Annotated in this window: 28 protein-coding genes; 12 read left to right on the plus strand and 16 right to left on the minus strand. The window is 60.9% G+C overall.

The window, feature by feature from the left end:
- Nucleotides 1-63 precede the first annotated feature (63 nt).
- The 4 genes from FZX13_RS12175 to FZX13_RS12190 all read left to right on the plus strand — a co-directional run bounded on the left by FZX13_RS12175 (nt 64) and on the right by FZX13_RS12190 (nt 4,367).
- Nucleotides 64-1,701, plus strand: a complete 1,638-nt coding sequence (locus tag FZX13_RS12175; RefSeq protein WP_226409777.1) for an NAD(P)H-quinone oxidoreductase subunit 4 — start codon at nt 64-66, stop codon at nt 1,699-1,701.
- Nucleotides 1,702-1,768: 67 nt separating this feature from the next.
- Nucleotides 1,769-2,152 carry a lipopolysaccharide assembly protein LapA domain-containing protein gene (locus FZX13_RS12180; RefSeq protein ID WP_226409778.1) on the plus strand — a complete coding sequence of 128 codons (384 nt, stop codon included), beginning with the start codon at nt 1,769-1,771 and terminating at the stop codon, nt 2,150-2,152.
- An 87-nt stretch (nt 2,153-2,239) separates the two neighbouring features.
- The gene (locus FZX13_RS12185; RefSeq protein WP_166018453.1) at nt 2,240-3,142 is read left to right on the plus strand and encodes a segregation/condensation protein A; all 903 of its coding nucleotides are present in this window, start codon (nt 2,240-2,242) and stop codon (nt 3,140-3,142) included.
- 46 nt (nt 3,143-3,188) lie between these two features.
- A complete protein-coding gene (locus tag FZX13_RS12190; protein ID WP_115024437.1) occupies nt 3,189-4,367 on the plus strand; it encodes an NDP-sugar synthase in 1,179 nt (392 codons plus the stop codon).
- On the opposite strand, the gene FZX13_RS12195 is transcribed toward FZX13_RS12190, so the two are convergent.
- On the minus strand, nt 4,348-5,253 hold the full coding sequence (locus FZX13_RS12195; protein ID WP_226409779.1) for a methylenetetrahydrofolate reductase: 906 nt from the start codon (nt 5,251-5,253) through the stop codon (nt 4,348-4,350). The genes FZX13_RS12190 and FZX13_RS12195 overlap by 20 nt on opposite strands.
- Before the next feature lie 67 nt (nt 5,254-5,320).
- Between FZX13_RS12195 and FZX13_RS12200 the strand changes: the two genes are divergently transcribed.
- On the plus strand, nt 5,321-5,599 hold the full coding sequence (locus FZX13_RS12200) for a response regulator transcription factor (protein WP_115024441.1): 279 nt from the start codon (nt 5,321-5,323) through the stop codon (nt 5,597-5,599).
- Between the two features lie 208 nt (nt 5,600-5,807).
- Here the strand turns inward: FZX13_RS12200 and FZX13_RS12205 are convergent, their stop codons facing one another.
- From FZX13_RS12205 to FZX13_RS12245, 9 genes are read right to left on the minus strand one after another with little or no spacing between them, the layout of a single operon-like run.
- Nucleotides 5,808-6,314, minus strand: a complete 507-nt coding sequence (locus FZX13_RS12205) for a CYTH domain-containing protein (protein ID WP_226409780.1) — start codon at nt 6,312-6,314, stop codon at nt 5,808-5,810.
- 3 nt (nt 6,315-6,317) lie between these two features.
- Complete coding sequence (locus FZX13_RS12210) at nt 6,318-7,268, minus strand: NAD(+) kinase (RefSeq protein WP_115024446.1); 951 nt, start codon at nt 7,266-7,268, stop codon at nt 6,318-6,320.
- A gap of 18 nt (nt 7,269-7,286) precedes the next feature.
- Nucleotides 7,287-7,616 (minus strand): NADH-quinone oxidoreductase subunit NuoK, encoded by a 330-nt coding sequence (nuoK, locus tag FZX13_RS12215; RefSeq protein WP_115024448.1) that lies wholly within the window; start codon nt 7,614-7,616, stop codon nt 7,287-7,289.
- On the minus strand, nt 7,616-8,215 hold the full coding sequence (locus tag FZX13_RS12220; RefSeq protein WP_115024450.1) for an NADH-quinone oxidoreductase subunit J: 600 nt from the start codon (nt 8,213-8,215) through the stop codon (nt 7,616-7,618). Before FZX13_RS12220 ends, nuoK begins: the two co-directional genes overlap by 1 nt.
- Entirely contained in the window at nt 8,212-8,859 is a 648-nt protein-coding gene (gene ndhI / locus FZX13_RS12225) for an NAD(P)H-quinone oxidoreductase subunit I (protein WP_115024452.1), read from the minus strand. The genes FZX13_RS12220 and ndhI overlap by 4 nt, the downstream gene beginning before the upstream one ends.
- Nucleotides 8,860-8,918: 59 nt before the next feature.
- On the minus strand, nt 8,919-10,037 hold the full coding sequence (gene nuoH / locus FZX13_RS12230; RefSeq protein ID WP_226409795.1) for an NADH-quinone oxidoreductase subunit NuoH: 1,119 nt from the start codon (nt 10,035-10,037) through the stop codon (nt 8,919-8,921).
- Nucleotides 10,038-10,064: 27 nt separating this feature from the next.
- Nucleotides 10,065-11,255, minus strand: coding sequence for a citrate synthase (locus FZX13_RS12235; RefSeq protein ID WP_226409781.1), 1,191 nt, complete (start codon nt 11,253-11,255; stop codon nt 10,065-10,067).
- Nucleotides 11,256-11,271: 16 nt separating this feature from the next.
- Complete coding sequence (locus FZX13_RS12240) at nt 11,272-11,757, minus strand: histidine phosphatase family protein (protein ID WP_226409782.1); 486 nt, start codon at nt 11,755-11,757, stop codon at nt 11,272-11,274.
- Nucleotides 11,735-13,351: a DUF3352 domain-containing protein gene (locus FZX13_RS12245; RefSeq protein WP_226409783.1), complete on the minus strand. Its 1,617-nt coding sequence runs from the start codon at nt 13,349-13,351 to the stop codon at nt 11,735-11,737. Before FZX13_RS12245 ends, FZX13_RS12240 begins: the two co-directional genes overlap by 23 nt.
- Nucleotides 13,352-13,368: 17 nt before the next feature.
- Between FZX13_RS12245 and FZX13_RS12250 the strand changes: the two genes are divergently transcribed.
- Nucleotides 13,369-13,722, plus strand: coding sequence for a rhodanese-like domain-containing protein (locus tag FZX13_RS12250; RefSeq protein WP_226409784.1), 354 nt, complete (start codon nt 13,369-13,371; stop codon nt 13,720-13,722).
- The gene (locus FZX13_RS12255; protein WP_166018431.1) at nt 13,722-14,699 is read left to right on the plus strand and encodes a heat-inducible transcriptional repressor HrcA; all 978 of its coding nucleotides are present in this window, start codon (nt 13,722-13,724) and stop codon (nt 14,697-14,699) included. The genes FZX13_RS12250 and FZX13_RS12255 overlap by 1 nt, the downstream gene beginning before the upstream one ends.
- 10 nt (nt 14,700-14,709) lie before the next feature.
- On the opposite strand, the gene trpB is transcribed toward FZX13_RS12255, so the two are convergent.
- A complete protein-coding gene (gene trpB / locus FZX13_RS12260) occupies nt 14,710-15,966 on the minus strand; it encodes a tryptophan synthase subunit beta (protein ID WP_226397389.1) in 1,257 nt (418 codons plus the stop codon).
- A 22-nt stretch (nt 15,967-15,988) separates the two neighbouring features.
- Entirely contained in the window at nt 15,989-16,957 is a 969-nt protein-coding gene (locus FZX13_RS12265) for a class I SAM-dependent methyltransferase (RefSeq protein ID WP_226409785.1), read from the minus strand.
- Between the two features lie 29 nt (nt 16,958-16,986).
- On the opposite strand from FZX13_RS12265, the gene FZX13_RS12270 reads away from it, so the two are divergent.
- Nucleotides 16,987-17,313, plus strand: a complete 327-nt coding sequence (locus FZX13_RS12270; protein ID WP_115024994.1) for a translation initiation factor — start codon at nt 16,987-16,989, stop codon at nt 17,311-17,313.
- 31 nt (nt 17,314-17,344) lie between these two features.
- On the plus strand, nt 17,345-17,989 hold the full coding sequence (cysC, locus tag FZX13_RS12275; RefSeq protein WP_226409786.1) for an adenylyl-sulfate kinase: 645 nt from the start codon (nt 17,345-17,347) through the stop codon (nt 17,987-17,989).
- Here the strand turns inward: cysC and FZX13_RS12280 are convergent.
- From FZX13_RS12280 to purE, 3 genes are read right to left on the minus strand one after another with little or no spacing between them, the layout of a single operon-like run.
- Complete coding sequence (locus FZX13_RS12280; protein ID WP_226409787.1) at nt 17,949-19,034, minus strand: AI-2E family transporter; 1,086 nt, start codon at nt 19,032-19,034, stop codon at nt 17,949-17,951. The two genes, cysC and FZX13_RS12280, sit on opposite strands and share 41 nt — an antisense overlap.
- A gap of 21 nt (nt 19,035-19,055) precedes the next feature.
- Nucleotides 19,056-19,685 carry an oxidoreductase gene (locus FZX13_RS12285; RefSeq protein ID WP_226409788.1) on the minus strand — a complete coding sequence of 210 codons (630 nt, stop codon included), beginning with the start codon at nt 19,683-19,685 and terminating at the stop codon, nt 19,056-19,058.
- Nucleotides 19,682-20,236, minus strand: a complete 555-nt coding sequence (gene purE / locus FZX13_RS12290; RefSeq protein ID WP_226409789.1) for a 5-(carboxyamino)imidazole ribonucleotide mutase — start codon at nt 20,234-20,236, stop codon at nt 19,682-19,684. The genes FZX13_RS12285 and purE overlap by 4 nt, the downstream gene beginning before the upstream one ends.
- Nucleotides 20,237-20,274: 38 nt before the next feature.
- Between purE and FZX13_RS12295 the strand changes: the two genes are divergently transcribed.
- The 3 genes from FZX13_RS12295 to bchM all read left to right on the plus strand — a co-directional run bounded on the left by FZX13_RS12295 (nt 20,275) and on the right by bchM (nt 23,374).
- Nucleotides 20,275-21,432 carry an N-acetylglucosamine-6-phosphate deacetylase gene (locus tag FZX13_RS12295; RefSeq protein WP_226409790.1) on the plus strand — a complete coding sequence of 386 codons (1,158 nt, stop codon included), beginning with the start codon at nt 20,275-20,277 and terminating at the stop codon, nt 21,430-21,432.
- A complete protein-coding gene (locus tag FZX13_RS12300; protein ID WP_226409791.1) occupies nt 21,429-22,574 on the plus strand; it encodes an ABC transporter substrate-binding protein in 1,146 nt (381 codons plus the stop codon). The genes FZX13_RS12295 and FZX13_RS12300 overlap by 4 nt, the downstream gene beginning before the upstream one ends.
- Nucleotides 22,575-22,660: 86 nt before the next feature.
- Entirely contained in the window at nt 22,661-23,374 is a 714-nt protein-coding gene (bchM, locus tag FZX13_RS12305) for a magnesium protoporphyrin IX methyltransferase (RefSeq protein WP_226409792.1), read from the plus strand.
- A 53-nt stretch (nt 23,375-23,427) separates the two neighbouring features.
- Here bchM and FZX13_RS12310 read toward each other — a convergent pair.
- Nucleotides 23,428-23,751: hypothetical protein (locus FZX13_RS12310; RefSeq protein WP_226409793.1), on the minus strand; the 324-nt coding region annotated here is incomplete at its 5' end.

Below are 23,751 nucleotides of genomic sequence, written 5' to 3' on the forward strand. Positions count from 1 at the left end.
TCGAGGTGATGACACAGCGCCCATGATTTCTACGATCCAAGCAGTAAGGGTCGGATTCAGAGCGTGTTCGAATTCGCAGTCGCCGGACTTGGCGACCCGGTGCAGGCCACAGTGCCATGGCTGAGCCTATCGATCCTGGTTCCGATCGTGGGTGCACTGCTGGTTCCTCTCGTTCCCGATGAAGGGGACGGCAAAAAGGTGCGGTGGTATGCCCTGATTGTGACGCTGATCACCTTTCTGATCACCGTTGCGGCGTACCTGACCGGCTATGACCCCAGCCTGAGTGGCCTGCAGCTGTCCGAACGGGTGAGCTGGCTGCCCGATCTGGGGCTCACTTGGGCGGTTGGAGCGGATGGGCTCTCGATGCCGCTGATTCTGCTCACCAGCTTCATCACAACCCTGGCTTGCCTAGCTGCTTGGCCGGTGAGTTTCAAACCGCGCTTGTTTTATTTCCTGCTGCTGGCCATGGACGGCGGCCAGATCGCCGTCTTCGCGGTGCAAGACATGCTGCTGTTCTTCCTGGCCTGGGAGCTGGAGCTGATCCCGGTGTATCTACTTCTGGCCATCTGGGGCGGCAAGAAACGCCAGTACGCAGCCACAAAATTCATTCTCTACACCGCTGGCAGCTCCCTGTTCATTCTTTTGGCCGCCTTGGCCATGGGATTCTTCGGCGGTGGCACCCCCAGCTTTGAGTACACCGCTCTTGCCGCCAAGGACTTCGGCACGGGCTTTCAACTGCTCTGCTACGCCGGGCTGCTGATCGCCTTCGGCGTGAAACTGCCGATCGTGCCGCTGCACACCTGGCTCCCGGATGCCCATGGCGAAGCCACCGCACCGGTGCACATGCTTCTGGCCGGCATCCTGCTGAAGATGGGGGGCTATGCCCTGCTGCGGTTCAACTGCGAACTGCTGCCAGCGGCCCACGCTCAGTTCGCACCGCTGCTGATTGTGCTGGGGGTGGTCAACATTATTTACGCCGCCCTCACCTCTTTCGCCCAGCGCAACCTGAAGCGAAAGATCGCCTACAGCTCGATCAGCCACATGGGTTTCGTGCTGATCGGCGTGGGCAGCTTCAGTGCCCTCGGCACCAGTGGCGCCATGCTCCAGATGATCAGCCACGGGTTGATCGGGGCCAGCCTTTTCTTCCTCGTGGGTGCCACCTACGACCGCACCCACACCCTTCAGCTGGATGAGATGGGGGGCATTGGCCAGAAGATGCGGATCATGTTCGCGCTGTGGACCGTTTGTGCCCTTGCATCCCTGGCTCTGCCAGGCATGAGTGGATTCGTCAGTGAATTGATGGTGTTCGCCGGTTTCGCAACCGATGAGGCCTACACCCTGCCCTTCCGCGTGGTGATCTGCGCACTGGCCGCTGTTGGCGTGATTCTCACGCCGATCTATCTGCTCTCGATGCTGCGGGAGATCTTCTTCGGCAAAGAGAAGGAGGAGCTGGTGTCCCACACCAACCTGGTGGATGCGGAGCCGCGTGAGGTGTACATCATCGGTTGCCTGCTGGTGCCGATCATCGGAATTGGGCTCTATCCCAAGCTGATGACCGACAGCTATCGGAGCTCAATTGAAGCCCTGGTGAATCGAAACCTGGGCGCCATGGAGCAGGTGATGTCACCAACGGCCCCCTTGATTCGAGGCCAAGCAACGGTTCCGGCAGTGATCCAAGCCCCCAAGGTGGGCACTTCATAAAACACGTATCGATTCTTGTTCGGGAGCTGCCAACTGTCCGTAAGTTGAATTATCGCTCCTCCAGAACATGCGCCAGATCAACTTCGGCCTGATCTTCTCCTTTGGATTGATCACCGTGTTTTTCACGCTGGCGAACACCAACGCAACCACCGTGCATGTGTTGCCAGGCATGGAATACACCCTGCCTCTAGCCGGGTTGTTGCTTCTGGTGGCTGGATTCGGTGCAGTAGCGGCTTGGTTTTTTGCCGCCTGGACGGGAATGCTCAACAACGTGGATCAATTCACCAAAGCCAACGAATTTGAAGCGCAGCAGGTGCGCATCCAAGAGCTGGAAACCGACCTCAACCGCTATCGCTCCACCGTTGAAACCCAGTTGGGTCTCCTCCCCGCCGCCACCGTGACCGCCAGCGCTGCCGAAGGTGATGAATCCGGCGACAACTCGGCCGACTGAGGCCTGATCGCGCTGATGAATCGCTGAAACAGCCCCCTGGCAGCAACCGTTTGCGCCCGATACCTTGCAGGAAGAGGGTGAATTGACTTGCTCCAGGTGGCTCCCAACGACGGCGCTGATGCTGGAGCACGCCTCGCGATCCGGCTGTTGCAGGACGCAGCGGAGAGTGGAGATCTCGATCCGTGGGATGTCGATGTGATCGCTGTCATCGACGGCTTTCTGGATCAACTCAGACAACGCATTGAGGTTCCCGGTCAGGTAGCTGCCGTCTTGGCCGGACGGGGCGGCAGTTATGAACGGGACCTAGCCGAAAGCAGCGAAGCCTTCCTGGCCGCCTCTGTACTGGTGGGGCTCAAAGCAGAAATGCTCGAGGCCAGCATGCTGCCTCCCGCCCCGGAGGTCGAAGACCACTTCGACGCAGACTTTGATGAGCAGGGCTGGCTTGATCCCGCCTTCGATCTGCCCCGACGGCCGGAGAAGCACCTTCTGCGGCGGCCCGTAGCTCCACCGCCATTAAGACGCCCCGTCACCCTTGGGGAGCTGATCGAGCAACTGGAATCGATCGCAGAGCAACTGGAGTCGGACGAACTAGAGGCGCGACGGCGGAAACGGCAGAAGCGCTACAGCAATCGTGAAGCCATCGCCCAGGTCGCGGGACTGGCCCACCGCGAAAAACTCCCGGAAACCACCGCAGCGCTGGGGGTGTTTCTCAACGGTTGGGAGACTGCCCTGGACTGGGTGGGCTTCGATCAGCTCGTGGAGCGTTGGGAGGTGGCCGCAGCCGCTGACCTTGACCGTGACCGAGTCGGGGTGTTCTGGGCTCTGCTGTTTCTCTCCTCCCAAGGCCGGGTTGAACTGGAGCAGGAAGGCTGGCTTCACGGCCCCTTGCGACTGAAATTCATCCCTGCCAGTGGCACCGCGACACAACTACCGATCCGCAGCCTTCAGGTGCCAGATCCGTCGCCGACCCGGACAGTCGTGGCGGCTTAAGACCGGGTCTATGGTCACTACCTTGTAATGACCCCGTGAAACGCCAATGAAGGCGATGATTCTGGCGGCTGGCAAGGGGACGCGGGTTCAACCGATCACGCATGTGATCCCCAAGCCGATGATTCCAATCCTGCAGAAGCCGGTGATGGAATTCTTGCTGGAACTGCTCAAGGAGCACGGTTTCACCGAAGTGATGGTGAACGTCTCCCACCTCGCCGAAGAGATTGAAAATTACTTCCGGGATGGCCAACGTTTTGGCGTTGAAATTGCGTACAGCTTCGAAGGACGGATTGAAGACGGAGAACTGATCGGCAACGCGCTGGGATCCGCCGGCGGACTCAAAAAAATCCAGGACTTCCAGCACTTCTTCGACGACACCTTCGTGGTGCTCTGCGGTGATGCACTGATCGATCTTGACCTCAGCGAAGCGTTGCGTCTGCACCGTGAGAAGGGTGCCATCGCCAGCCTTGTCACCAAGCGGGTCCCCAAGGATCAGGTGAGCAGCTACGGCGTTGTGGTCACGGATGACCAGAACAGAATTTCAAGCTTTCAGGAAAAGCCCAGCGTTGAGGAAGCCCTCAGCGACACCATCAACACCGGCATCTACATTTTCGAGCCGGAAATCTTCGAGCACATCCCCTCGGGCCAGCCCTTCGACATCGGCTCTGATCTGTTCCCGAAACTGGCCGAACTCGGGGCACCCTTCTATGCCATTCCGATGGATTTCGAATGGGTGGATATCGGCAAGGTTCCCGACTACTGGCAAGCCATCCGCAGTGTGTTGATGGGCGATGTGCGTCAGGTCGGAATCCCCGGCAAGGAGGTGCGCCCCGGGGTTTACACCGGCCTGAATGTGGCCGCCAACTGGGACAAAATCAACGTCTCCGGACCCGTTTACGTGGGCGGAATGACCAAAATCGAAGACGGTGCAACGATCATCGGACCCACCATGATCGGCCCGAGCTGCCACATCTGTGAGGGTGCCACGGTGGACAATTCGATCATCTTTGACTATTCACGCATCGGCGCCGGCGTCCAGCTTCTGGAGAAGCTGGTGTTCGGTCGCTACTGCGTGGGCAAGGACGGCGATCACTTCGACCTGCAGGAAGCATCCCTCGACTGGTTAATCACCGACGCCCGGCGTCAGGACCTCGTGGAACCCTCCCCCCAGCAGAAAGCCATGGCGGAGCTGCTGGGTACGGATCTCACCCAGGCAGCGAGCTGAGTCCGGCTCGATCCAGGATCATCGGGATACGCTGCTCCGCCTTGATCGCCATCAAGTGCACACCACTGACGATGCCGAGGTAACGCTTCACCTGCTCAGCGGCGATGGCCACCCCCTCCATTGCGGGATGCTCCGAACACTCAAGCCGATGGATCAATTCATCGGGGATGCATGCCCCGGGCACAACACGGTTAATGAACCGGGCATTCTTGGCTGACTTCAGCAGAAACACACCGGCCAGCACCGGCAGACCCAGGGGACCAGCCAGTTCATGCTGAAAGCGCTCAAGAGCTGAAGGATCCATCACCATCTGGGTTTGAACGAAGCGGGCTCCCGCGGCCTGCTTGCGATGCAACCGGCGCTGTAAACCGCTCCAGCTCCTGGATTGCGGATCGGCGGCACACCCGGCGAACAGCGTGGTCTCCCCGTCCGGCAGGGTGCCCTGAACGGGATCGACACCGCTGTTGAGAGCCTGCACCTGCTGCAACAGCTTCACAGACTCGAATTCATTGACCGGACGCGCATCCGCCTGGTCTCCCGCGCGCACCGGATCTCCGGTGAGACACAACAGATTGTGGATCCCAAGCGCGTGGGCCCCAAGGAGATCAGCCTGCAGGGCGATGCGGTTGCGATCCCGACAGGCCATCTGCAAGACGGGCTCAAGACCGGCCTCAAGCAGCAACTTGCAGGACGCCAGGCTGCTCATGCGCATCACGGCCCGGCTGCCATCTGTCACGTTCAGCGCATGAACGCGGCCCCGCAGCGATTCAGCCATGGACAACATATGCGTCGGATCTGCACCACGAGGCGGCATCACCTCGGCCGTGAGGACCTGATTGCCGGCCTCAATCGCGCGCTGAAGCGCCGTCCTCAAATCCCGTTCCATTTCACCGGCCCACTATGCAGGATCGGAGCAACGGTCCGGACTAGCATGACGCCATCGGTGGTCGCTCATGTCCTCCCTCGACGGAATTGATCCCCTTGGGATCTCCCTCTCAGCCAGGGAGGTCGAGATCATTGAACTCGTGGCAGAAGGACTGACCAATCAAGAAATCGCCGACCGTCTCACCATCAGCAAACGAACGGTCGACAACCACGTGAGCAACGTGTTCACCAAAACCGGTTCCAAGAACAGGGTTGCTCTACTCAACTGGGCGATGGACAACGGCAAGATCTGCCGGGACGGCTTCAATTGTTGCGTCCTTCCAGAAAACGATCCCCCCTCACCCTGATGGTGGAGATGACAGGCTCCGGAAGGCTTTGCAAGGAGCTGGGACCGACAGGGATCCGAAACAAGGTGGCGTATTCGAGGCAAGCCTCAACACTTGATCCTGCAAAACGGAGCATTCCAGTTGTGTCGTAAAGACCCACCACTGGAAACAAACACCGATCAGAACTCCTCAAAGCTAAAGGAAATCTGAAGATAAATCCAGTCCGGTCTTAAATCCAGCCAAAACGGCATCGCTCCTGCAGCGGCCAAGCCTGAATCGGGTGCTGCGAGAGCACCGCATTGCTCCAACGGGACTCCCCTGTGATCTCCTGACCGCACCAGGGCGGAATCACCAGGTCAACCTGAGCCGATGCAAGCTCCACCTCCGCCAGCACCAGGGGCGCATTCTCCCCCTGAAAACAATCCACAACCCAGTCTCCACCAGGGCAATCCAGCTGATGACGAACTTTTTCCAGACGGTGCGGAGCCAGATTCCAGAGGGCCTCGGCATCCGCCACCGGAATTGGATATTCGAACTCGTGGCGTACCAGACCAACGGCATCAGCAGCAGCTTTAAGGGTGAGCCAGGCCTCATCCATCCCGCGCAGTCGCATCCGGACCGTCACACCCTCAGCACTGGCGGCCAGGTACCCCTGTCGTAGGGCCTGTCCGGGGCCGGCACTGCTGCGCCAGGCGTCAGAACGCACCAGAAAACGTCGTTCGATCTCCAGAGCCATGGATCAATTCTGGGACGGCTGCGCCGCCTGCAGGCTTCCCGCCCAGTGAAGCTTGTGCGACAGCGTTCTGTAATAGGAGGGACTTTGATTCAGCAGCACCATCAGGGCATGGTGACGCGCCTGCTGAACGACACAGCACTCGCCTGGTTCCAGAACTGTGCAGCCCACACCGTCCTTCCAGAGCTTGATGCGGTGATCGCCGGCACCCAAGGGCCAGATCGCCAACCTTGCCCGGGGTGGCACCACCAGCGTTCGGCTGGAAAGACTCATCGGGCAGATCGGGGCGACGATGATGGCATCAATGCCGGGATGCAGGATCGGCCCCCCCGCCGCCAGGGCGTAACCGGTGGATCCGGTCGGCGTGGACAGGATCAGGCCATCTCCACGCACCTGGTCGACCACTTCTCCATCGATCTCCAACTCCAGGGTGCAGGTGGGTGAAATCTCATCGCGATAGGCCCTCAGATAGAAGTCGTTGAAGGCCCAGTGGTGCTCTTCGTCATCTTCCAGATCCGGCTGTTGCAACAGGCCAGGGGACGCCGTTCGTTCTTCAGCGGAGCGACGATCGACCATGGCCTGAAGCATCATGCGCCGTTCGATCGCGAACTGATCGTCCTGAAGTCGCTGCCAGATCTGATCGCCACGCAACACCCGGCGATCGTGGGTGAGAAAGCCCAGATGGCCCCCCACATTGATGCTCAGGATCGGGATGTCATGCACCGCAAGATGACGGGCAGCCCCAAGAACCGTGCCATCCCCCCCCAGCACCAGAGCAAGGTCGGGCAAAGCGTCTTCAACAGCCAGCAAGCCAGGGAAAGGGTTCACCCTCGGCCCTGACATCGCAGTCACAACATGCGTTCCAAGGGCTTTGAGCTCCTTGGCGCATTGGCGAGCTTCCCTCTGAGCAGGCTGACTATCGGCCCGATAGATCACCCAGACCCGATCGAGACGCATGATCCAGGTGTGCGGGAATTACCAGCGCAGCAGGTTGAACTGCTCCATGTCGACGGTAACGCGATTGCGATAAAGCGACAGCAGGATCGCAAGACCGACCGCAGCTTCAGCAGCAGCCACCGTGATCACAAACACAGCGAACACCTGACCTCGGATCAGATCGCCATCCACAAAAGATGAGAAGGCCATCAGATTGATGTTCACGCCGTTAAGCATCAGCTCGATGCTCATCAACACCCGAACGGCGTTGCGGCTGTTGATCAGTCCCCAGACACCGATGCAGAACAACATTGCGGCCACCAGGAGGTAAGCCTGCAGGGAAGGAAGCGTTGAAAGAAAATCACTCATCAGTCCGCTCGGTTCATCAGCAAGGGAGTACGAGCCTTCTCGATCAGGCCCTGGTCAGCCACTTCACCGGTGACCACATCGGTGGCCAACACATCGCGGCGGGCCAAAACGATCGCTCCGATCATGGCCATTAGCAGCAGCACTGAAGCCACCTCAAACGGCAAGAGGTAATCAGTGAACAGGTGTTCACCGATGCGCGCTGTGGCCTCCTCACCCACGGCGGCGGGGCCTGGAAGCGACCAAGGCGTGGTTACCACAACGCGAACCAGCAGAGCCAGCAGACCGGCGCAGACGCCAGCTGACACCACCCGTCGGGTGGTGAGGTTGGCGATGGCCTTCAAATCCTCCCGTTTGTTCACGAGCATGATCGCGAACAGGATGAGCACATTGATTGCCCCGACATAAACCAGAATCTGGGCAGCGGCCACGAAGCTCGCATTGAGCAGCAGATAGAGCCCTGCAACAGCTGTGAACACACCGCCAAGCAGAAAGGCGGAATAGACGATGTTGCTGAGCAGCACCACACCCAGGGCACCAACCACCACAACGGCAGACAGCACCAGGAAACAGATCAGCTCGGTGGTGGTCGCGATGGTCATGCGTCGCCCTCCTTGTCCTCACTGGAGGATTGTCCCTCATCCTTGGCGGCTGGCTTCTGCGGCGGCGTGAGGGTCTCCAGAACCTGGGAGGGAAGCTGGCCGGCCCGCGGGCGATCTGCAGGCACGGTGTGTGGATCCAACTCTCCTGCGGGGAGATACGCCAGCTCGCGCAATGGAATCACCGAAGGATCCGTGGTGACGCTGGTGGGGAGCCGCCCCAAAGCAACGTTGTCGTAATTGAGGCTGTGGCGATCAAACGCAGCCAGCTCATACTCCTCAGTCATCGAGAGGCAATTGGTGGGGCAGTACTCCACGCAATTACCGCAGAAAATACAAACGCCGAAGTCAATGGAGTAATTCCGAAGCTCCTTTTTCTTCGTCGCCTTGTTCATCACCCAATCCACCACCGGCAGGTTGATCGGGCAGACCCTGACGCAAACCTCGCAAGCGATGCACTTGTCGAATTCATAGTGAATCCGGCCCCGATAACGCTCGGAGGGAATGAGCTTCTCGTAGGGGTACTGCACCGTGACCGGACGGCGCTGCATGTGGTCAAACGTGACCGAAAATCCTTGGGCCAGATTCCGGGCTGCATCTACCGCATCCCGGGTGTAATCACCGACCTGTTTGAGGAAGCCGAACATGGTCTGAAGGGGAGAGAACGAAGCGGAGCCGGAGTGCAATGAATGCTAGGTAGTAAAACCTAGCCACCGAACGCAACAGGGAAGGCGAGCTTGAGGGCTGCTGTCACCAGAAGGTTCACCAGGGAAAGGGGCAGCAGGAACTTCCAGCCCAGGTCGAGCAGCTGGTCAATGCGCACGCGGGGGGTGGTCCAGCGCAGCAGGATCGCCACGAACACCAGCAGATAAGCCTTGAGCACCGTCATGACGATGCCAACGGTGCCCGTGATCACCTGCACCACGGGGGCATCAATGGGCTGATTCAACCAGCCGGCCAGCCACTCCACAGGGATCGGAAAGCCCCAGCCACCGAGATACAAAACGCTGACCAGGACGGCCGAGAGCACCAGGTTGATGTAACCCGCCAGGTAGAAGAGGGCGAACTTCATGCCCGCGTACTCGGTCTGATAGCCGGCGACCAGCTCTTCCTCAGCTTCAGGAAGGTCAAAGGGCAGCCGCTCACACTCGGCCAGGGCACAGATCCAGAAAATCAGGAAGCCCACCGGCTGACGCCAGATGTTCCAGCTCAAGATGCCGGCACCGGTCTGCTGACCCACGATGTCGACCGTGCTCAGCGAGTTGGTCATCATCACGATGGCCAGCACCGCAAGAGCCAGGGGAATCTCGTAGCTGATCGATTGAGCCGCGGCCCGCAGCCCACCGAGCAGCGAGTACTTGTTATTAGAGGCATAGCCGCTCATCAACAAGCCGATCGGCTGGATGCTGCTGAAGGCGATCCATAGGAAGATCCCCACGCCCACATTGCTGATCAGCAGGTTCTGGCCGAAAGGAATGATCAGCCAGGAGATGATCACTGGCACCACCACCAGCACCGGGCCGAGGGTGAACAGCAGGCTGTCGGCCCGCGCCGGAATGATGTCTTCCTTGACCAGAAGCTTAAGGCCGTCGGCTAGGGGCTGAAGCACGCCCAGGGCACCGGCATACTCCGGACCGATCCGCTGCTGAACGGCGGCGGAAATCTTGCGTTCCAGCCACACCGAAACCAGTACACCCACCACTGCAGCCACCAGGACCAGCAGCATGGGCAGCGGCAGCCAGAGCAGTCTCGCCACTTCTGGAGAGAGGCCTAAGCCTTGCAGCGCCTGGCTAAAGCTCAATTCCAGGTCAAGTCCCGGACTCACCATGGTGTCGACGGAAGTGGGTGCAACTTAGGCGGCCGGAGCCGAAACTCGCTCCTCGATGGGCATCCAGGAGCGTGGCTGGGATCCGGAATAGATCTGCGAGGGCCGAAAAATCCGGTTCGCCCCCAGCTGCTCACGCCAATGGGCCAGCCATCCGGCGACCCTGGCGATCGCGAAGACAGGCGTGAACAGATCCCTGGGAATCCCGAGCTTGCGGTAAACGAGCCCGGAATAGAAATCCACGTTGGGATAGATGCCTTTCGGGCCGAGCCGAGACTCCGCTTCCTGCTCAATCGCCCGGGCCACGTCGTACAGGTCGTCATGGCCAAAGCTGTCAAACATCTCCTCAACCAACGACTGAAGGATCACAGCGCGGGGATCTTTGACCTTGTACTCGCGGTGGCCGAAGCCCATCACCTTCCGCTTGGACGCGACGGCATCGTCGAGGAAGGCACCGGCGTTCTCGGGGCTTCCCACTTGCTCCAGCATGGCGAGAACATCTTCATTGGCTCCGCCGTGGAGAGGCCCCGCCAGGGTGCCGACTGCAGAGGCCACCACGGCATAGGGGTCCGTCAGGGTGCTGGCGGTAACACGGGCACTGAAGGTGCTCGCATTGAGGCTGTGCTCGGCATGAAGCATCAAACAGCGATCAAAAATGCGCGCCGCCAGGGGATCAGGCTCCCGCTCCGTGAGCATGTACAGGAAATTGGCGGAGTAGGCCAGATCATCCCGAGGCTGAATCGGATCCTGGCCTTTGCGAATCAGCTGAAACGCCGCCACCATCGTCGGGATCTTGGCAATCAGCCGAACTACCGCGTCATAGATGTATTGCGGGTCGTCAATGGCCCGACGGGAATAGAACAGGCCGAGGGATGCTGCACTCGATTGCAGGGCATCCATCGGATGGCCGCTGGCCGGGAAGCACTTCATCATGTCCCGCACCCGGAAGCTGACACGCCGGTGCATCTGCACCGCGTGCTCAAACTGCGCCAACTGATCGCGGCTCGGCAGCTCTCCCCAGATCAGCAGGTAGGCCGTCTCCAGAAAGCTGCTGTTGGCTGCCAGATCCTGCATCGGGTAGCCGCGATAGGTGAGCAGCCCCTGGTCTCCATCGATATCGCAGATGGCCGACTGGGTCGCCGGAACACCGTCGAGGCCTGGCCGCAGTTCGATCCCGGTCCGCGCATGGCGCAGGTCTCCTGTCTGCTGCTGGGCCACCACCTGATTGCCTCTATCAGCAACCTAAATCGTCAATCAACAGTGCCGGGCGAAGCAAGGTCTGCAACTGCCACTGGCCCGCCGAACAATGCAGCTGAATCACGCCGGCTTTCTTCAACAGCAGGCCACCAGGGGGACACCCCAGAACCATGCAGGCCAGATCCCCAAGATCCGGCTCATGGCCCACCAGGCCGAGCCGTCCATCGACCGAGCTCAGCAGCGTTTCAAGGGCCCCTCCTGGTTTGAGGCGTTCGTCCACCGCAAGGCCTGATGCGAGCCCCGCCTCTAGGGCCAGTTCCGCCGTTTGCAGTGCCCTGCGGTAGGGACTGGACAACAGACGATCCAGCCTCAGCCCCCGTCGCACCAAGGCGGCCATCACCAGTTGCGTGCGCTGACGCCCGGCGGCGGTGAGGGGGCGATCCGGATGATCCCTCCCCGCCTGGCGGGGTTCTGCGATGCCATGCCGCAGCAGAACCAGTTCAGCCGAGTTCGAGGCGGGCATGCAGAGGAATTTCGGTGCCGGCCTGCTCCAGACGATCAGCGTCAACGGCGAACGCCAGACCCCGGACCTGGTCCTGCAAGGGCCGCCCTGCCATCACCTGCAGCAGCTTCCATGGCCGCCATTGACCCAACAGTGATCGAGCCGGGGCATCCGCCAACAGAAGAGCCTGCACGGGTTGGGAGGCCGATGCGAGCTCCTGCCACTGGTTCAGGCGAGGCTGAAGGGCACGTCCGTTCTGGCGCTGCGCCAGAGCCATCAACGACTCACCCCACCAGTTCAGAGAGGACGAGCTGACCTGAGCCACGGCCAGCTGGGCATCCACTCCAGGCTGGCGTCCCCGCTGGCGAACAAGACGCGTCCACACACTCAAGACCTCACCATCTCCGTCCAGCTCAGAGCGGGTCAGGCCTTGCTCCTGCAAACGTGCATCCACCGCATCCCTGGCGGGGCTTTGCGGGCGGGTGGCCAAGAGCCAGCCCTCGGACTGGTCTTGCCAGAGGAGAGGGCCGTCATCCGACTGAACAACAGCATCTGCAGCAGGCTGGTCCCGCAACTGCTGCGCGAGAACCGGGCCGAACCACTGGGCCAGCGGATGGCTTTCGCCCGGATCCAACAGACGTGCTGGACTTTGCAGCTGCGCCAGCCAACGGCCATGTCCACCAGCCGAGGCGGTCAGATCCGTCAGGTCAGGCCATGGGGCGGAAGCAATCGCTTGCTGGAACCCGAGTCGCCCATCCACCGCCAGGGTCGAGCCCTCCGGCCGAAGCGAAGCCACAAGTCCGTTCAGATCCTCGCGTTGGGCCACCACCTCAGGAAACTGCAACCAATGCTGAAGGGCGTGTGGCGATGCCGTCAGCAGCGCCACACCCTCACCGAGATCAGCGACCTGACGCTGCAGACGTTCATCCCCCAGCTGATGCTGATCCGGAAGCTGGGAGACATCGAGGGCCTGCTCCAGCACGCCCCGGCCTGATGCCACCAAGAGCAGATCGTCATCGATCAAGGCGGTGGCCAGGGGTTGGGGGTCACGCCCCACCAACGCTCCCTGGCCGCTAATCACACCGATGCCGCGGTAACTGCTGATCTGCAGATCGGTGCCCGCCAGGCTGCGGGTCTGCCAGAACCGTTGCAAGAAGCGCCTGGCGCCATCGTCATCCCGACTGGTCAAAGCCAGAACCCAGCCGGCATTGGAGGCCCCATCGGTGAGGGTGAGGCTGACCTCCTCACCAAGCCAGGGCTCCAGCTCAAGGCCAAACTGGAGGCCCGCCAAGGCGAAGACCCCCTCACGCCACTGCCGTGCACCATTACGGGCATCGCGGCGTTCCGATGCAGGGGCGACGGCCTGGGCATAGGCGGGCAGACGCCTGGGATCGGCCAGCCAGTGCAGGGATAAATCGGCATCCCTCGGCACAAAGCGAGCCGCCCGGGGCAGACGCAAAGGCTGCTCAGCCAGGTGAAGGGGGCTCTGGCGATCCATGGTCCAAAGCAGACCAGCAGCCAGAAGAAGCAGCGACAGCAGCACAGCGCCGGCAGCGCTGAGGAAGGGGCGGGCCTTCATGGGCCGGCGTTCTCGGATCCCTTCATCTTTGTCCATCAACGCAGAATGGCGCCATGGGCCAATCCCAACCACAACCAATCCAAGCCTCCGAATTGCAGCAGTGGCTGCAAAGTGAGCAGCCTTCACCCCAGCTGGTGGATGTGCGTGAGGCGGCTGAGCTCGCGATCGCGCCTTTCCCCGGCGCAGTTCTGCACCGACCCCTAAGCCAATCCAATGAATGGCTCACAACGCTGCAAGCTGACCTCAAACCCGATCAAGCGGTGGTGGTGGTTTGCCATGCAGGCATTCGCAGCTACCACTTCGGCCTGTGGCTGCTGGACCAGCCCTGGGGCCTCGAGGTGTGGAACCTTGAGGGAGGAATTGATGCCTGGAGCCTGCAGGTGGATCCCAGCGTTCCCCGCTACTGATGAGCAAGCCCCTGTCCCTTCGGCAAGAACAGGTGCTTCAGGCGACGGTGCACCACTACGTCGACACCATGGAGCCGGTGGGAAGCCGCACCCTGGTGCAACGCTTCGGCATCCCAGCCAGCTCAGCCACCGTTCGCTCCGCCATGGGGGCTCTCGAACGTCGTGGTCTGCTGCATCAACCGCACACATCGGCCGGACGCATTCCCAGTCCGATGGGATACCGGCACTACGTGAATGCGCTGCTGCCTGAACCAGGCGTTGCCGTTCAGCACCTGGAACGGGAGCTGACGGGCCTAAGCCTGCGCTGGGCGGGTCTCGATGACCTGCTGATGCATCTGGCGCGGCGACTCACGGATTTCACCGGCCTGATGAGCCTGATCACCCAACCGCAGCAGGAGAACCGCCAACTGGAAACGATCCGTCTGGTGCCGAGTGGTGATCGACTGCTGGTGATGCTGGTGGAAGCCAATGGCAGTGCCAGCCATCTCAACCTGCGCCTGCCGCACGGCGCCGAAGCCGAACTCACCGCAATGGAACGCTGGGCGTCGGCGCAGCTCGAAGAGGGCGAGCTGAACTGGGAGGCACTGCCCAGGCAGTTGCAACGCAGCGGCGCTGTGCTGCGCAGCGCCCTCGACCAGCCCACTCCCACCAACAACCCCACGTCTGTCGTGGTGCATGGCCTCTCAAGGCTGGTGAGCGAACCGGAATTTGAAAGCACGGCAAGCCTTCGACCGCTGCTGGAACTGATCGACGAAGAACCCTGCACCTTGATCAGTCGCGGTGCATCCGCACGGGTGTGGATCGGCGACGAGCATCCGCAGCCTGCGTTGGAAGCGTGTGCGGTGGTTCAAGCCCCCTATCGCTGCAACGAGGGGCTCGGACACGTGGCCCTCGTAGGTCCCATGCGCATGGCCTACGCCACGGCACGCGCTGCGGTGCAGCGCGTAGCCCGACATCTTGAGTTGCTGCTGGCTTGATACCTGCGCTTTAAAGCTGATCCCCCAGCTTCTCGGCCACGGTGTTGACATCCTTGTCGCCTCGGCCGGAGCAGTTGATCACCACTTCGGTGCCCTCGGCCAGGGTTGGGCAGAGCTGCTCCAGCCAAGCGAAGGCATGAGCGGTTTCCAGGGCCGGAATGATCCCCTCCAGCTCACTCACCAACCGCAGGGCATCCAGGGCCTGCTGATCGGTGACGGCCGCATATTCCGCCCGGCCGATTTCACGCAGGTAGCTGTGCTCAGGGCCAACACCGGGATAGTCGAGACCAGCGGAGATGGAGTGAGCCTCCATCACCTGGCCGTCGCCGTCCTGCAACAACAGGCTCATGGCGCCATGGAGGACGCCGGCACGGCCTTCGGTGATTGTTGCGGCGTGGCGGCCTGTCGCCACGCCATCGCCGGCGGCCTCAACGCCGATCAGACGAACAGAGGTGTCCTGAACGAAGGGATGGAACAAGCCCATGGCATTGGAGCCACCACCCACACAGGCCATCAACACATCCGGCAGCCGTCCGAAGGCCTCCTGACACTGCTGCTTGGACTCTTCACCAATCACCGCGTGGAAATCCCGCACCAACATTGGATAGGGATGCGGGCCAGCGACGGAGCCAAGGATGTAGTGGGTGGACTCGACGTTGGTCACCCAGTCGCGGATGGCTTCACTAGTGGCGTCCTTAAGGGTGGCGGTGCCCGCCGTCACCGGTTGCACCGTGGCGCCCAGCAAGCGCATGCGAAACACGTTGAGGGCCTGGCGGCGCATGTCTTCGGCGCCCATGTAGATCACGCACTCGAGACCGAAGCGAGCGCAGACCGTGGCCGTAGCGACGCCGTGCTGGCCCGCACCAGTCTCAGCAATGATTCGCTTCTTGCCCATGCGCAGTGCCAGCAGGGCCTGCCCCAGAGCGTTGTTGATCTTGTGCGCCCCGGTGTGGTTGAGATCTTCTCGCTTGAGCCAGATGCGGGGACCACCGTCGGAGCGGCGGTAATGGGCCGTAAGACGCTCAGCTTCATAGAGCGGTGTCGCCCGACCGACGTAGTTCTTAAGCAGGCGGTTGAGCTCAGCAGTGAAGGCCGGATCATTCCAGGCCTGGGCTGCCGCTTGCTCCAGTTCTGCCAATGCCGGCATCAGGGTTTCAGGCACGTACTGCCCACCGAATCGGCCAAAGCGCCCATGGGCGCCGGGACGAACCGCCGGCTGCAAGCTGGAGGGATCCGGAGTGCTGGCGTTGGGCAAAGTGCTGGTCACGGATCGACGTTGGAGCGTCGGCTCAGCGTAAGCAGGCGATCACACGGTGCCGTGGGTCGCAGGCACGGATGCTGGGATTCCGGAACCCGGCCTCCTGCAACGCTGCGGGCAGATCCAGGGCGAAGTACTGCTCAATGAAAGGCTCTGTGCTCTTGAGCAGCGTGGCCACCGGCGCCGGCAAGCGCTGCAGCACCGAGGAGCCGGGGTCCTGGTCCACCATCAGCAGAACACCACCGGGCCGCAGCAGCCGGGCCGCTTCGGCCAAGACAGCACGGGTCGCTCCCTGGGGGAGCTCATGACAGACGAACTGCAGGCTGACCAAATCCACCGAACCCGAGGCCAGCCCAGTGGCTTCGGCGGCGGCATGGCGCCAGTCGTGCACAAGGCCTTGGGGGTCACGCACGCGGGCCACCGACAGCATCTCTGGCGACAAATCCAGGCCGATCAGCGTCGGAGGGTGCGCAGAGCTGGCTGCGGCACGGGCGTTCAGCCAGCGGGCCAGGGCCTGGGTGCTCACCCCGACGGAACAGCCCAGATCCACGACACGGTCGATCGATGCGGGGAGCAACGGTTCCGCCACAGCATGAATGGCATCGCGGAGCCGTGCCTGAGCCTCGGCAGGCATCAGCTGCTCCTCCGGCCACACCCGCAGAGCCATGGCATCGGTGGCCTGCTCGGCTTCAGCGGCAGCCTGCCAGCAGAGGTTGCCCTGCTCATAGGCATGGAATCGAGACAGGTAATAGGCCGGCGGGGTGAGACCTGCAGTAGTGCTGGCAGCCAGCAACGGTTCTGCCGCCTGCTGCAGCTCCTTGCGTCGGGCCCGCCAAGGAATGCCGTTACTCTCAGCCGTACGAATAATCAGCTGCCGCGCCTGGAAGAACAGGGGACGACGCAGCAGGCCGATACCGATCAAAGCCTCGATCAGACGGCCGAGACCGCGGCTGGAATCGGCCCAGCGAGGTGTTGTTGTGGGCGCAGCATGGGTTGTCATCGACAATGCATCTCGATTGCGACGGGTGGATGCCGAAGGGCGGCTGGCAGGAATTCAGCAGCGCGGACAGTCTGCAGCGACCGAGCGGGGCGACGACGGAGCCCACAGCAAAGTCTCAGCAAATGGTGCGGGTGCAGCCCACACGCGGCGGCAAAGGCGGCAAAACCGTAACGGTGATCCGTGGCTTGGAGCTTGATGCTGCGGGCTTCAAGGCTCTGCTGAAGAAGCTCAAAACACGCATCGGCAGTGGCGGCACCGCCAAGGACGGGGTGATCGAACTTCAAGGGGATCAGGTGGACCTGACTCTCGAGCTGCTCAGCAAAGAGGGATACCGGCCGAAACGAGCTGGTGGATAAGTGAGAATGACCGCCACTTCATGCCGTGGCCATGACTGCCAGCCCCACCTACGGAGAACTCACCAACAAGGGTGCGTCCACCAACATCGCCTGGCATGAAGCCTCCGTTGGCCGAGACGAGCGTTCGAAGCAGCGCGGCCACCGCAGCGCCATTCTTTGGTTCACCGGACTCTCCGGCTCCGGCAAGAGCACCCTGGCCAATGCCGTCAACGCAGCCCTGTTTGAGCGGGGACTCGCCACCTATGTGCTGGATGGCGACAACATCCGCCACGGCCTCTGCAAAGACCTGGGCTTTTCCGATGCCGACCGTGAGGAGAACATCCGCCGCATTGGTGAAGTGGCCAAATTGTTCCTGGATGCGGGAGTGATCGTGCTGACCGCCTTTGTCTCCCCCTTCCGTGCTGACCGGGACAAGGCTCGGGAGCTCGTGGAAGACGGTGACTTCCTCGAGGTGTTCTGCGCCGCTGATCTCGAGGTCTGCGAATCCCGCGATCCCAAGGGCCTTTACGCCAAAGCGCGGGCCGGACAGATCAAAGAATTTACCGGCATCTCCAGCCCCTACGAAGCCCCGGAGACGCCCGAGCTGAAGATCGAAACCGGCAAGCAGGATCTGGCCGACTCCGTCGAGCTGGTGATCAAAGCGCTCCAGGAGCGTGGGGTGATTCCGGCGGCCTGAGTTCGCCGTCGGCAGCCCTGGCGGCATCGGCCAGGGTCTTAATGCAGCTGGCTACCGGAACCGCCAATAGCAGTCCCAGGAGATCCCCCACGCCGTAAAGGGCACCCACCCGGGCACCGATCGGCAAAGCGATCAGCAACCAGGCCGGTTGCAGCCCAACGATGCTGCCCATCAGCCGCGGTTGGATGACCTGATCCACGATCTGACCAACGACGATCGCCGCGGCGAGCAGCTCGAATCCTGTGCGGGGATCCTGTACTGCCAAAACTGCACTCACCGAGACAATTGACAAAGCGCTGGCGTAAGGCACCAGGGTGGTGAATCCGATCAGCACAGCGAACAACACTCCGTAGGGGATTTTCAGGGCGGTGAAGACCAGAAGCTGGCCGCCACTGAGGATCAACGCCAGCACCACCTGCCCGGCGAAGTAGCCCCGAAAGGTGCGCTCGAGGGTCGTCTGCACCAGCTCCCGCCAGCGATCCGGCAGCCAACGGGCCAGGCCGTCGACGATCGGATCCGCCCCAAGTAGCAGAAAAACCGCCAGCACCAGCACGATCACCACATTGATCGTGGTGCCCACCGTTGCCCCCAGAAGTCCCAACAAGCGCTGGCTCAGCTGCGTGGCCAGGCGACTGAACTGGGACACCAGATCGCTGCTGAGATCAGCGAAATCGGTGGGCAAGCCATGGTCCACCGCCCAAAGCTGACCCCGGTCGATCCACTGCTCTGCGGCCGTCAGCAGTGACGGTGAAGCACTGATCAATTGGCTGAGCTGTTCAATCAGCAGCGGCACCAAGGCCACGGCCGCCCAAACCAAGAGCCCCACGGTCACCAGAACAACGCTCACGATGGCCCAAGCGCGGGGCAGACCCCGTTGCGTGAGCCAGCGACAGGGCAGATCCAACAGAAAGGCGATCAATGCCGCGGTGAGGAACAGCCCGGGGAATGGGGCGAACTGCACCAGCAAACGCTTCAGAACAAAGGCGTTCAAGCCCAGCACCGGCAGCAGAAGACCGAGTCGCAACCAGGCTGGCCAGGGCGTCATCGTTTCGATGACGCGAATGGATCAGTGCTGCTCAAGGGAGGCCGGCTTGGAAGCGGAACTGACGTAATGGCACCAAAAACTGAGCCAGGCGGCAATCCCGAGGAACTTGAAACCCTCTTCAAAGATCTGCACCGTCTCGTAGGAATTCGGCCACAGCCCTTGAAGGGCATCGGTCAGAACCGACAGTCCCAATAGGACAACGGAGACCAGAAAGGTGTCGCCACCGAAGCGACGCAGTGGGCCACGAAAGCGGAACAACAGCAACCCGGTGAAGAAGGCATAGGTGATGTAGAGGAACGCCTCGCCGAGGTAGCGGTCATGCACCAGGAACATGTCGTCCAGGCAGAGCCAGAGCGAGAAACCACCCCCACAGAAGGCGAATTGACGGTTCAGAACGGAGCCCTGGATCTGCCGGGTGGACGCCGCAAACAAGGCAATAGACGCCGCCGCCATCCAGAGCAGATAGCCCACGCTTGAGAGAAAACCTTCCCCCAGAGGGGCCTTGCAGGACTGGGCCAAATCCTTCAACACCATTTTGGCGCTGATGCCCTCTGAAGCACTCCAGCCCAGCGCGACCGCATAAACGATGGCCGCAGGCACCACCGCCCAAAGCAGCGTGGAACGCAGGGTGGAACGAACGGGAACACTCATGAAGTCATCTGGGAGAGGTAATCCGCGCTGCCCAGATCAACCAGGCGCGCATCCTTGGCCACCACAGCATCGTGGAGGCTGCTGCGGTAGTCCTCAAGTTTCTGGGCCAAGCCAGCATCCGCCACCGCCAGAATCTGAGCCGCCAGCAAGCCGGCATTGAGGCCCCCACCGATGGCAACGGTGGCAACAGGGATCCCGCCCGGCATCTGCACAATCGAATGGAGGGAGTCGACCCCGGAGAGCGCCCGGCTTTTCACCGGCACGCCAATCACGGGCAGCGTGGTGAGGGCAGCCACCATGCCAGGGAGATGGGCAGCCCCGCCGGCACCAGCGACGATCACACCGAAGCCCTGATCCCGGGCGGCCTTGGCGAAGCTCACCATCTCCAGTGGTGTGCGATGGGCCGAGAGCACCCGAACCTCAACCTCCGCCCCCAGCTCGCGCAGGATGGCGGCGGCGGGTTCCATGGTGGGCAAGTCAGAGTCACTTCCCATCACAACGGCAACTCGGGGGAGCACTGGCGGTACAACGCAGAGGGGCAAGACTGCCATCGTCTCCCCCCAGGGCTGCCAAGGCCAGTGTTGCGTTGATGCACCGGATCACCAACGTTCGTCTGCCTGCTCCCCTGCCAGGGGACGGAGACCAGATCTATGCCGTCGGACTGGACGATCAGGGGCTGATCTGCCGCATCGAAGCGATGGCCACTGAGGACCAACAGGCTGATGAAAATTGGAACGGCGACTGGCTCAGCCCCCGGGGGGTCGATCTGCAGATCAACGGCGGATTGGGGCTGGCCTTCCCGGAACTGACAGCAGCAGATCTGCCCCGTTTGGAGGAGCTCCTGGATCTGTTATGGCGCGATGGTGTCGAAGCGATCGCACCAACCCTGGTGACCTGCGGCATCGCGCCGCTGCGCCAGGCTCTGGCGGTGCTGCGGCAGGCGCGGGAACTGCACCGACCCGGCCGATGCCGACTGCTGGGGGCCCATCTGGAGGGTCCCTTTCTGGCGGAGGCCCGCCGCGGGGCCCATCCCCGTGAACAGCTGGTGAGCCCCAGCCTGGAAGCGCTGGACGAACGCATCGGGGGATTTGAGACGGAGATTGCCCTGGTGACCCTGGCCCCCGAACTGGAGGGGGCTGCTGCGGTGATCCAAAGGCTGCGGGAACTGGGCATCAGCGTGGCCCTCGGCCACAGCGCCGCCAATGCCGAGCAGGCCAGCACCAGTTTCGATCAGGGGGTGGGCATGCTCACCCACGCCTTCAATGCGATGCCGGGCTTGCATCACCGGGCACCGGGCCCACTTGGGGAGGCCTGCCGGCGCGGGGGGATCGCCTTGGGGCTGATCGCCGATGGCGTGCACGTGCACCCCACGATGGCGGTGCTGCTGCAACGGCTGGCTCCTGAACAGACGGTGCTGGTGAGTGATGCGCTGTCCCCCTACGGCCTGGCCGATGGCGAACACCGCTGGGATGAGCGGGTGCTGCTGGTGGAGAACGGCACCTGCCGCCTCGAGGACGGCACCCTGGCGGGGGTGACCCTGCCGCAACTGGAGGGGGTCAAACGGCTTGCCCAGTGGACCAATGAACCAGGCGCTGCTATCTGGAGCGCAACGGTTTCACCACGCATCGCCATTCAGACCAGCCAATCGACCGTCGATGCGCTTTTTGGCCGATCTATCCAAGACCTCCTTCGCTGGAGTGTCGTCCACAAAACATTGTCGTGGCGGAATGCACAACCAAGCCCATGAATTACAAAGCTTTGGGCCTAAAGCTTGGACTAGCCATCATGACAGTGAGCGCAACAATCACAGGCGCAGTGGCTATCACAAACGAGTCGCCATCTTGGGGAGCAACCGCCATCAAAGTCGGAACAGTTGATGACTATCTCCCCTGCTCAGATCAAATCAATCAACACTTCGAAGGCCTCTCCATCGACATCTGGAGAAGAATCAGCGAAAGACTCAACATCAGTTACACAATGCAACCAATATCAAGCTTTGATCAGGCGGTCGCACTCGCAGCGAATGGAGAATTTGACCTAATCGCTTCCTGCCACGAAATCACACCCGAACGACTAAAATCCATTGAATACGCCATTCCCTACACCACTGGGGGAATCGTCATCGCAAGCCAGCAAAGCGGAAAGCCAGTCATCAGCCTTGTAGGGAAAATCATTCAAAATAAAATTGTGGCTAGATGCAGCATCCTACTAATCGCCATAACCGGCCTAACAGCGTGGTCATCAAGTTACTTTAAAAATTCAAAAACCGCATCCAAGCTAAAAGCCAGGCGACTTGCAAAAGTGTGGACTTTTTTGATACTCAACGACGGCATTGACACAATTGTCGGAAGCAAGATCCGTGATCACATAACCGTTTTAATCACAAGCCTTGTCCATACACTTCTAATGGGAGCCATTATCGGGACAACGGCAACGATCATCTTCGAAGAAAATATCACCAAGAAAACAAACGAACTAAAAAACAAGGAACTTTACCAACTTCTCCAGCAGGGCCTGGCAGTACAAGAACAAACGTCTAATGCTCACTGGCTAAAAAAACAGATGAACAATGCAGGAATCAAACAAGACAAAAGTACGTCTCCAGTATATGCATCAAACAAGCAACAACTCATGGAGCTCATTCAAGGGAAAAGCAATCCAAAGCCAAAACACATAGTAACGAATTTAACCACATACAAAACAATCCTTAAGCAAGCAGAACTAGAAGACGAATTTCAACTCTCCTACCAAATGCCAAGCAAAACGCCACAAGCTTTCGTCTTCGGAAGCAAAATCAATCCAGAACTCAAAAAAGCGATCAACATTGAAATATCTAAATTAAACAGAAGTGGAATAACAGAACAAATCGAGAAAGATTGGCGCGACTAAGATCGCTAAAGGCGACAGGCAATCAGAAACACAGATAGCCGAGCAGCAATATCCAGTGGTAACATGATTAAAATCGTTTAAACACAGTGGCACCGGAACAGAAACTTGAAATAAAAGAGAATGAAAAAAAGGTCGTCAAAGGTTATTTCGAAACCACGGGATTTGATCGATGGAATCGCATCTATAGCGACAGTGATGACGTAAACAAGGTGCAGCGCAACATCCGCATCGGTCACCAAAAAACCGTTGACGAAGTGCTGGTCTGGATCAAGGAGAGCGGAGAACTGGGTCAGGCGAGCTTCTGCGACGCGGGCTGCGGCGTCGGCAGCCTCAGCCTGCCGCTGGCGGCCATGGGTGCTGGATCGATCAGCGCCAGCGACATTTCCGAGGCCATGGCCCAGGAAGCGGAGCGCCGGGCCCGCGAGTCTGGCCTCGACATGGCCAAGTTGAACTTCTTCGCCAGCGACCTGGAAAGCCTGAGCGGTTCCTTCCACACGGTGTGCTGCCTGGATGTGTTCATCCATTACCCCCAGCAACCGGCCGAGGAGATGGTGAAACACCTATGCAGCCTCACCGAACAGCGCCTGATCGTGAGCTTTGCGCCCTACACCCCGCTACTGGCGCTGCTGAAGGGCATCGGTCAGCTGTTCCCTGGCCCCAGCAAAACCACCCGGGCCTACACCTTGAAGGAAGACGGCATCGTCAAAGCGGCAGAAGCCTGCGGCTTCAAGCTGGTGCGCCGCAGCCTGAACAAGGCCCCCTTCTACTTCTCGCGGCTGATTGAGTTCCGCAAAGCGTGACATCGGGAGGCTGCCCACCCCGTGATGGGGTGGGCACTCTCACCGTTTCGATCTCAGAACTGAAAGGTGACGCCGCCGCTCGCGCGCCATGTCGTGCCCCGGTCACTGGCCCACAGCTCCATGCCGCCCCGGCCATACAGCTTCACCGAGACGCCGTTGAAGTTCTGCACCGTGTAATCCAGACCCGCCTCAATCAAGGCGCCGTTCTCGGTGCCCAGCTGTGACTCGAAATTCACCGTCTTGTTGGTGTACTTGTAGCCAATCTCCTGGCCCTCATTCGCCTGGTTCCAATCCGCCAGCCATGCCGCCCTCAGACTCGGCACCAACAGCGCACGCTCGCCGGTGCGGATCGGCACCGACAGCTTCATCCCCAACTC

It is taken from the genome of Synechococcus sp. MU1625 (assembly GCF_020514205.1).
GTDB lineage: Bacteria > Cyanobacteriota > Cyanobacteriia > PCC-6307 > Cyanobiaceae > Parasynechococcus.

Excerpts from the sequence above, each read along its gene's own strand:
- FZX13_RS12190 (WP_115024437.1), top strand. The coding sequence starts at position 3,189 with ATGAAGGCGATGATTCTGGCGGCTGGCAAGGGGACGCGGGTTCAACCG.
- nuoK (WP_115024448.1), bottom strand. The coding sequence starts at position 7,616 with ATGAGTGATTTTCTTTCAACGCTTCCTTCCCTGCAGGCTTACCTCCTG.
- FZX13_RS12250 (WP_226409784.1), top strand. The coding sequence starts at position 13,369 with ATGGGCCAATCCCAACCACAACCAATCCAAGCCTCCGAATTGCAGCAG.
- FZX13_RS12220 (WP_115024450.1), bottom strand. The coding sequence starts at position 8,215 with ATGACCATCGCGACCACCACCGAGCTGATCTGTTTCCTGGTGCTGTCT.
- FZX13_RS12210 (WP_115024446.1), bottom strand. The coding sequence starts at position 7,268 with ATGCGTCTCGATCGGGTCTGGGTGATCTATCGGGCCGATAGTCAGCCT.
- FZX13_RS12270 (WP_115024994.1), top strand. The coding sequence starts at position 16,987 with ATGCCGAAGGGCGGCTGGCAGGAATTCAGCAGCGCGGACAGTCTGCAG.
- FZX13_RS12195 (WP_226409779.1), bottom strand. The coding sequence starts at position 5,253 with ATGGAACGGGATTTGAGGACGGCGCTTCAGCGCGCGATTGAGGCCGGC.
- ndhI (WP_115024452.1), bottom strand. The coding sequence starts at position 8,859 with ATGTTCGGCTTCCTCAAACAGGTCGGTGATTACACCCGGGATGCGGTA.
- FZX13_RS12295 (WP_226409790.1), top strand. The coding sequence starts at position 20,275 with ATGCACCGGATCACCAACGTTCGTCTGCCTGCTCCCCTGCCAGGGGAC.
- FZX13_RS12200 (WP_115024441.1), top strand. The coding sequence starts at position 5,321 with ATGTCCTCCCTCGACGGAATTGATCCCCTTGGGATCTCCCTCTCAGCC.
- FZX13_RS12255 (WP_166018431.1), top strand. The coding sequence starts at position 13,722 with ATGAGCAAGCCCCTGTCCCTTCGGCAAGAACAGGTGCTTCAGGCGACG.
- FZX13_RS12240 (WP_226409782.1), bottom strand. The coding sequence starts at position 11,757 with ATGCCCGCCTCGAACTCGGCTGAACTGGTTCTGCTGCGGCATGGCATC.
- FZX13_RS12280 (WP_226409787.1), bottom strand. The coding sequence starts at position 19,034 with ATGACGCCCTGGCCAGCCTGGTTGCGACTCGGTCTTCTGCTGCCGGTG.
- FZX13_RS12205 (WP_226409780.1), bottom strand. The coding sequence starts at position 6,314 with ATGGCTCTGGAGATCGAACGACGTTTTCTGGTGCGTTCTGACGCCTGG.
- FZX13_RS12245 (WP_226409783.1), bottom strand. The coding sequence starts at position 13,351 with ATGGACAAAGATGAAGGGATCCGAGAACGCCGGCCCATGAAGGCCCGC.
- FZX13_RS12300 (WP_226409791.1), top strand. The coding sequence starts at position 21,429 with ATGAATTACAAAGCTTTGGGCCTAAAGCTTGGACTAGCCATCATGACA.
- FZX13_RS12285 (WP_226409788.1), bottom strand. The coding sequence starts at position 19,685 with ATGAGTGTTCCCGTTCGTTCCACCCTGCGTTCCACGCTGCTTTGGGCG.
- FZX13_RS12265 (WP_226409785.1), bottom strand. The coding sequence starts at position 16,957 with ATGACAACCCATGCTGCGCCCACAACAACACCTCGCTGGGCCGATTCC.
- purE (WP_226409789.1), bottom strand. The coding sequence starts at position 20,236 with ATGGCAGTCTTGCCCCTCTGCGTTGTACCGCCAGTGCTCCCCCGAGTT.
- FZX13_RS12180 (WP_226409778.1), top strand. The coding sequence starts at position 1,769 with ATGCGCCAGATCAACTTCGGCCTGATCTTCTCCTTTGGATTGATCACC.
- cysC (WP_226409786.1), top strand. The coding sequence starts at position 17,345 with ATGACTGCCAGCCCCACCTACGGAGAACTCACCAACAAGGGTGCGTCC.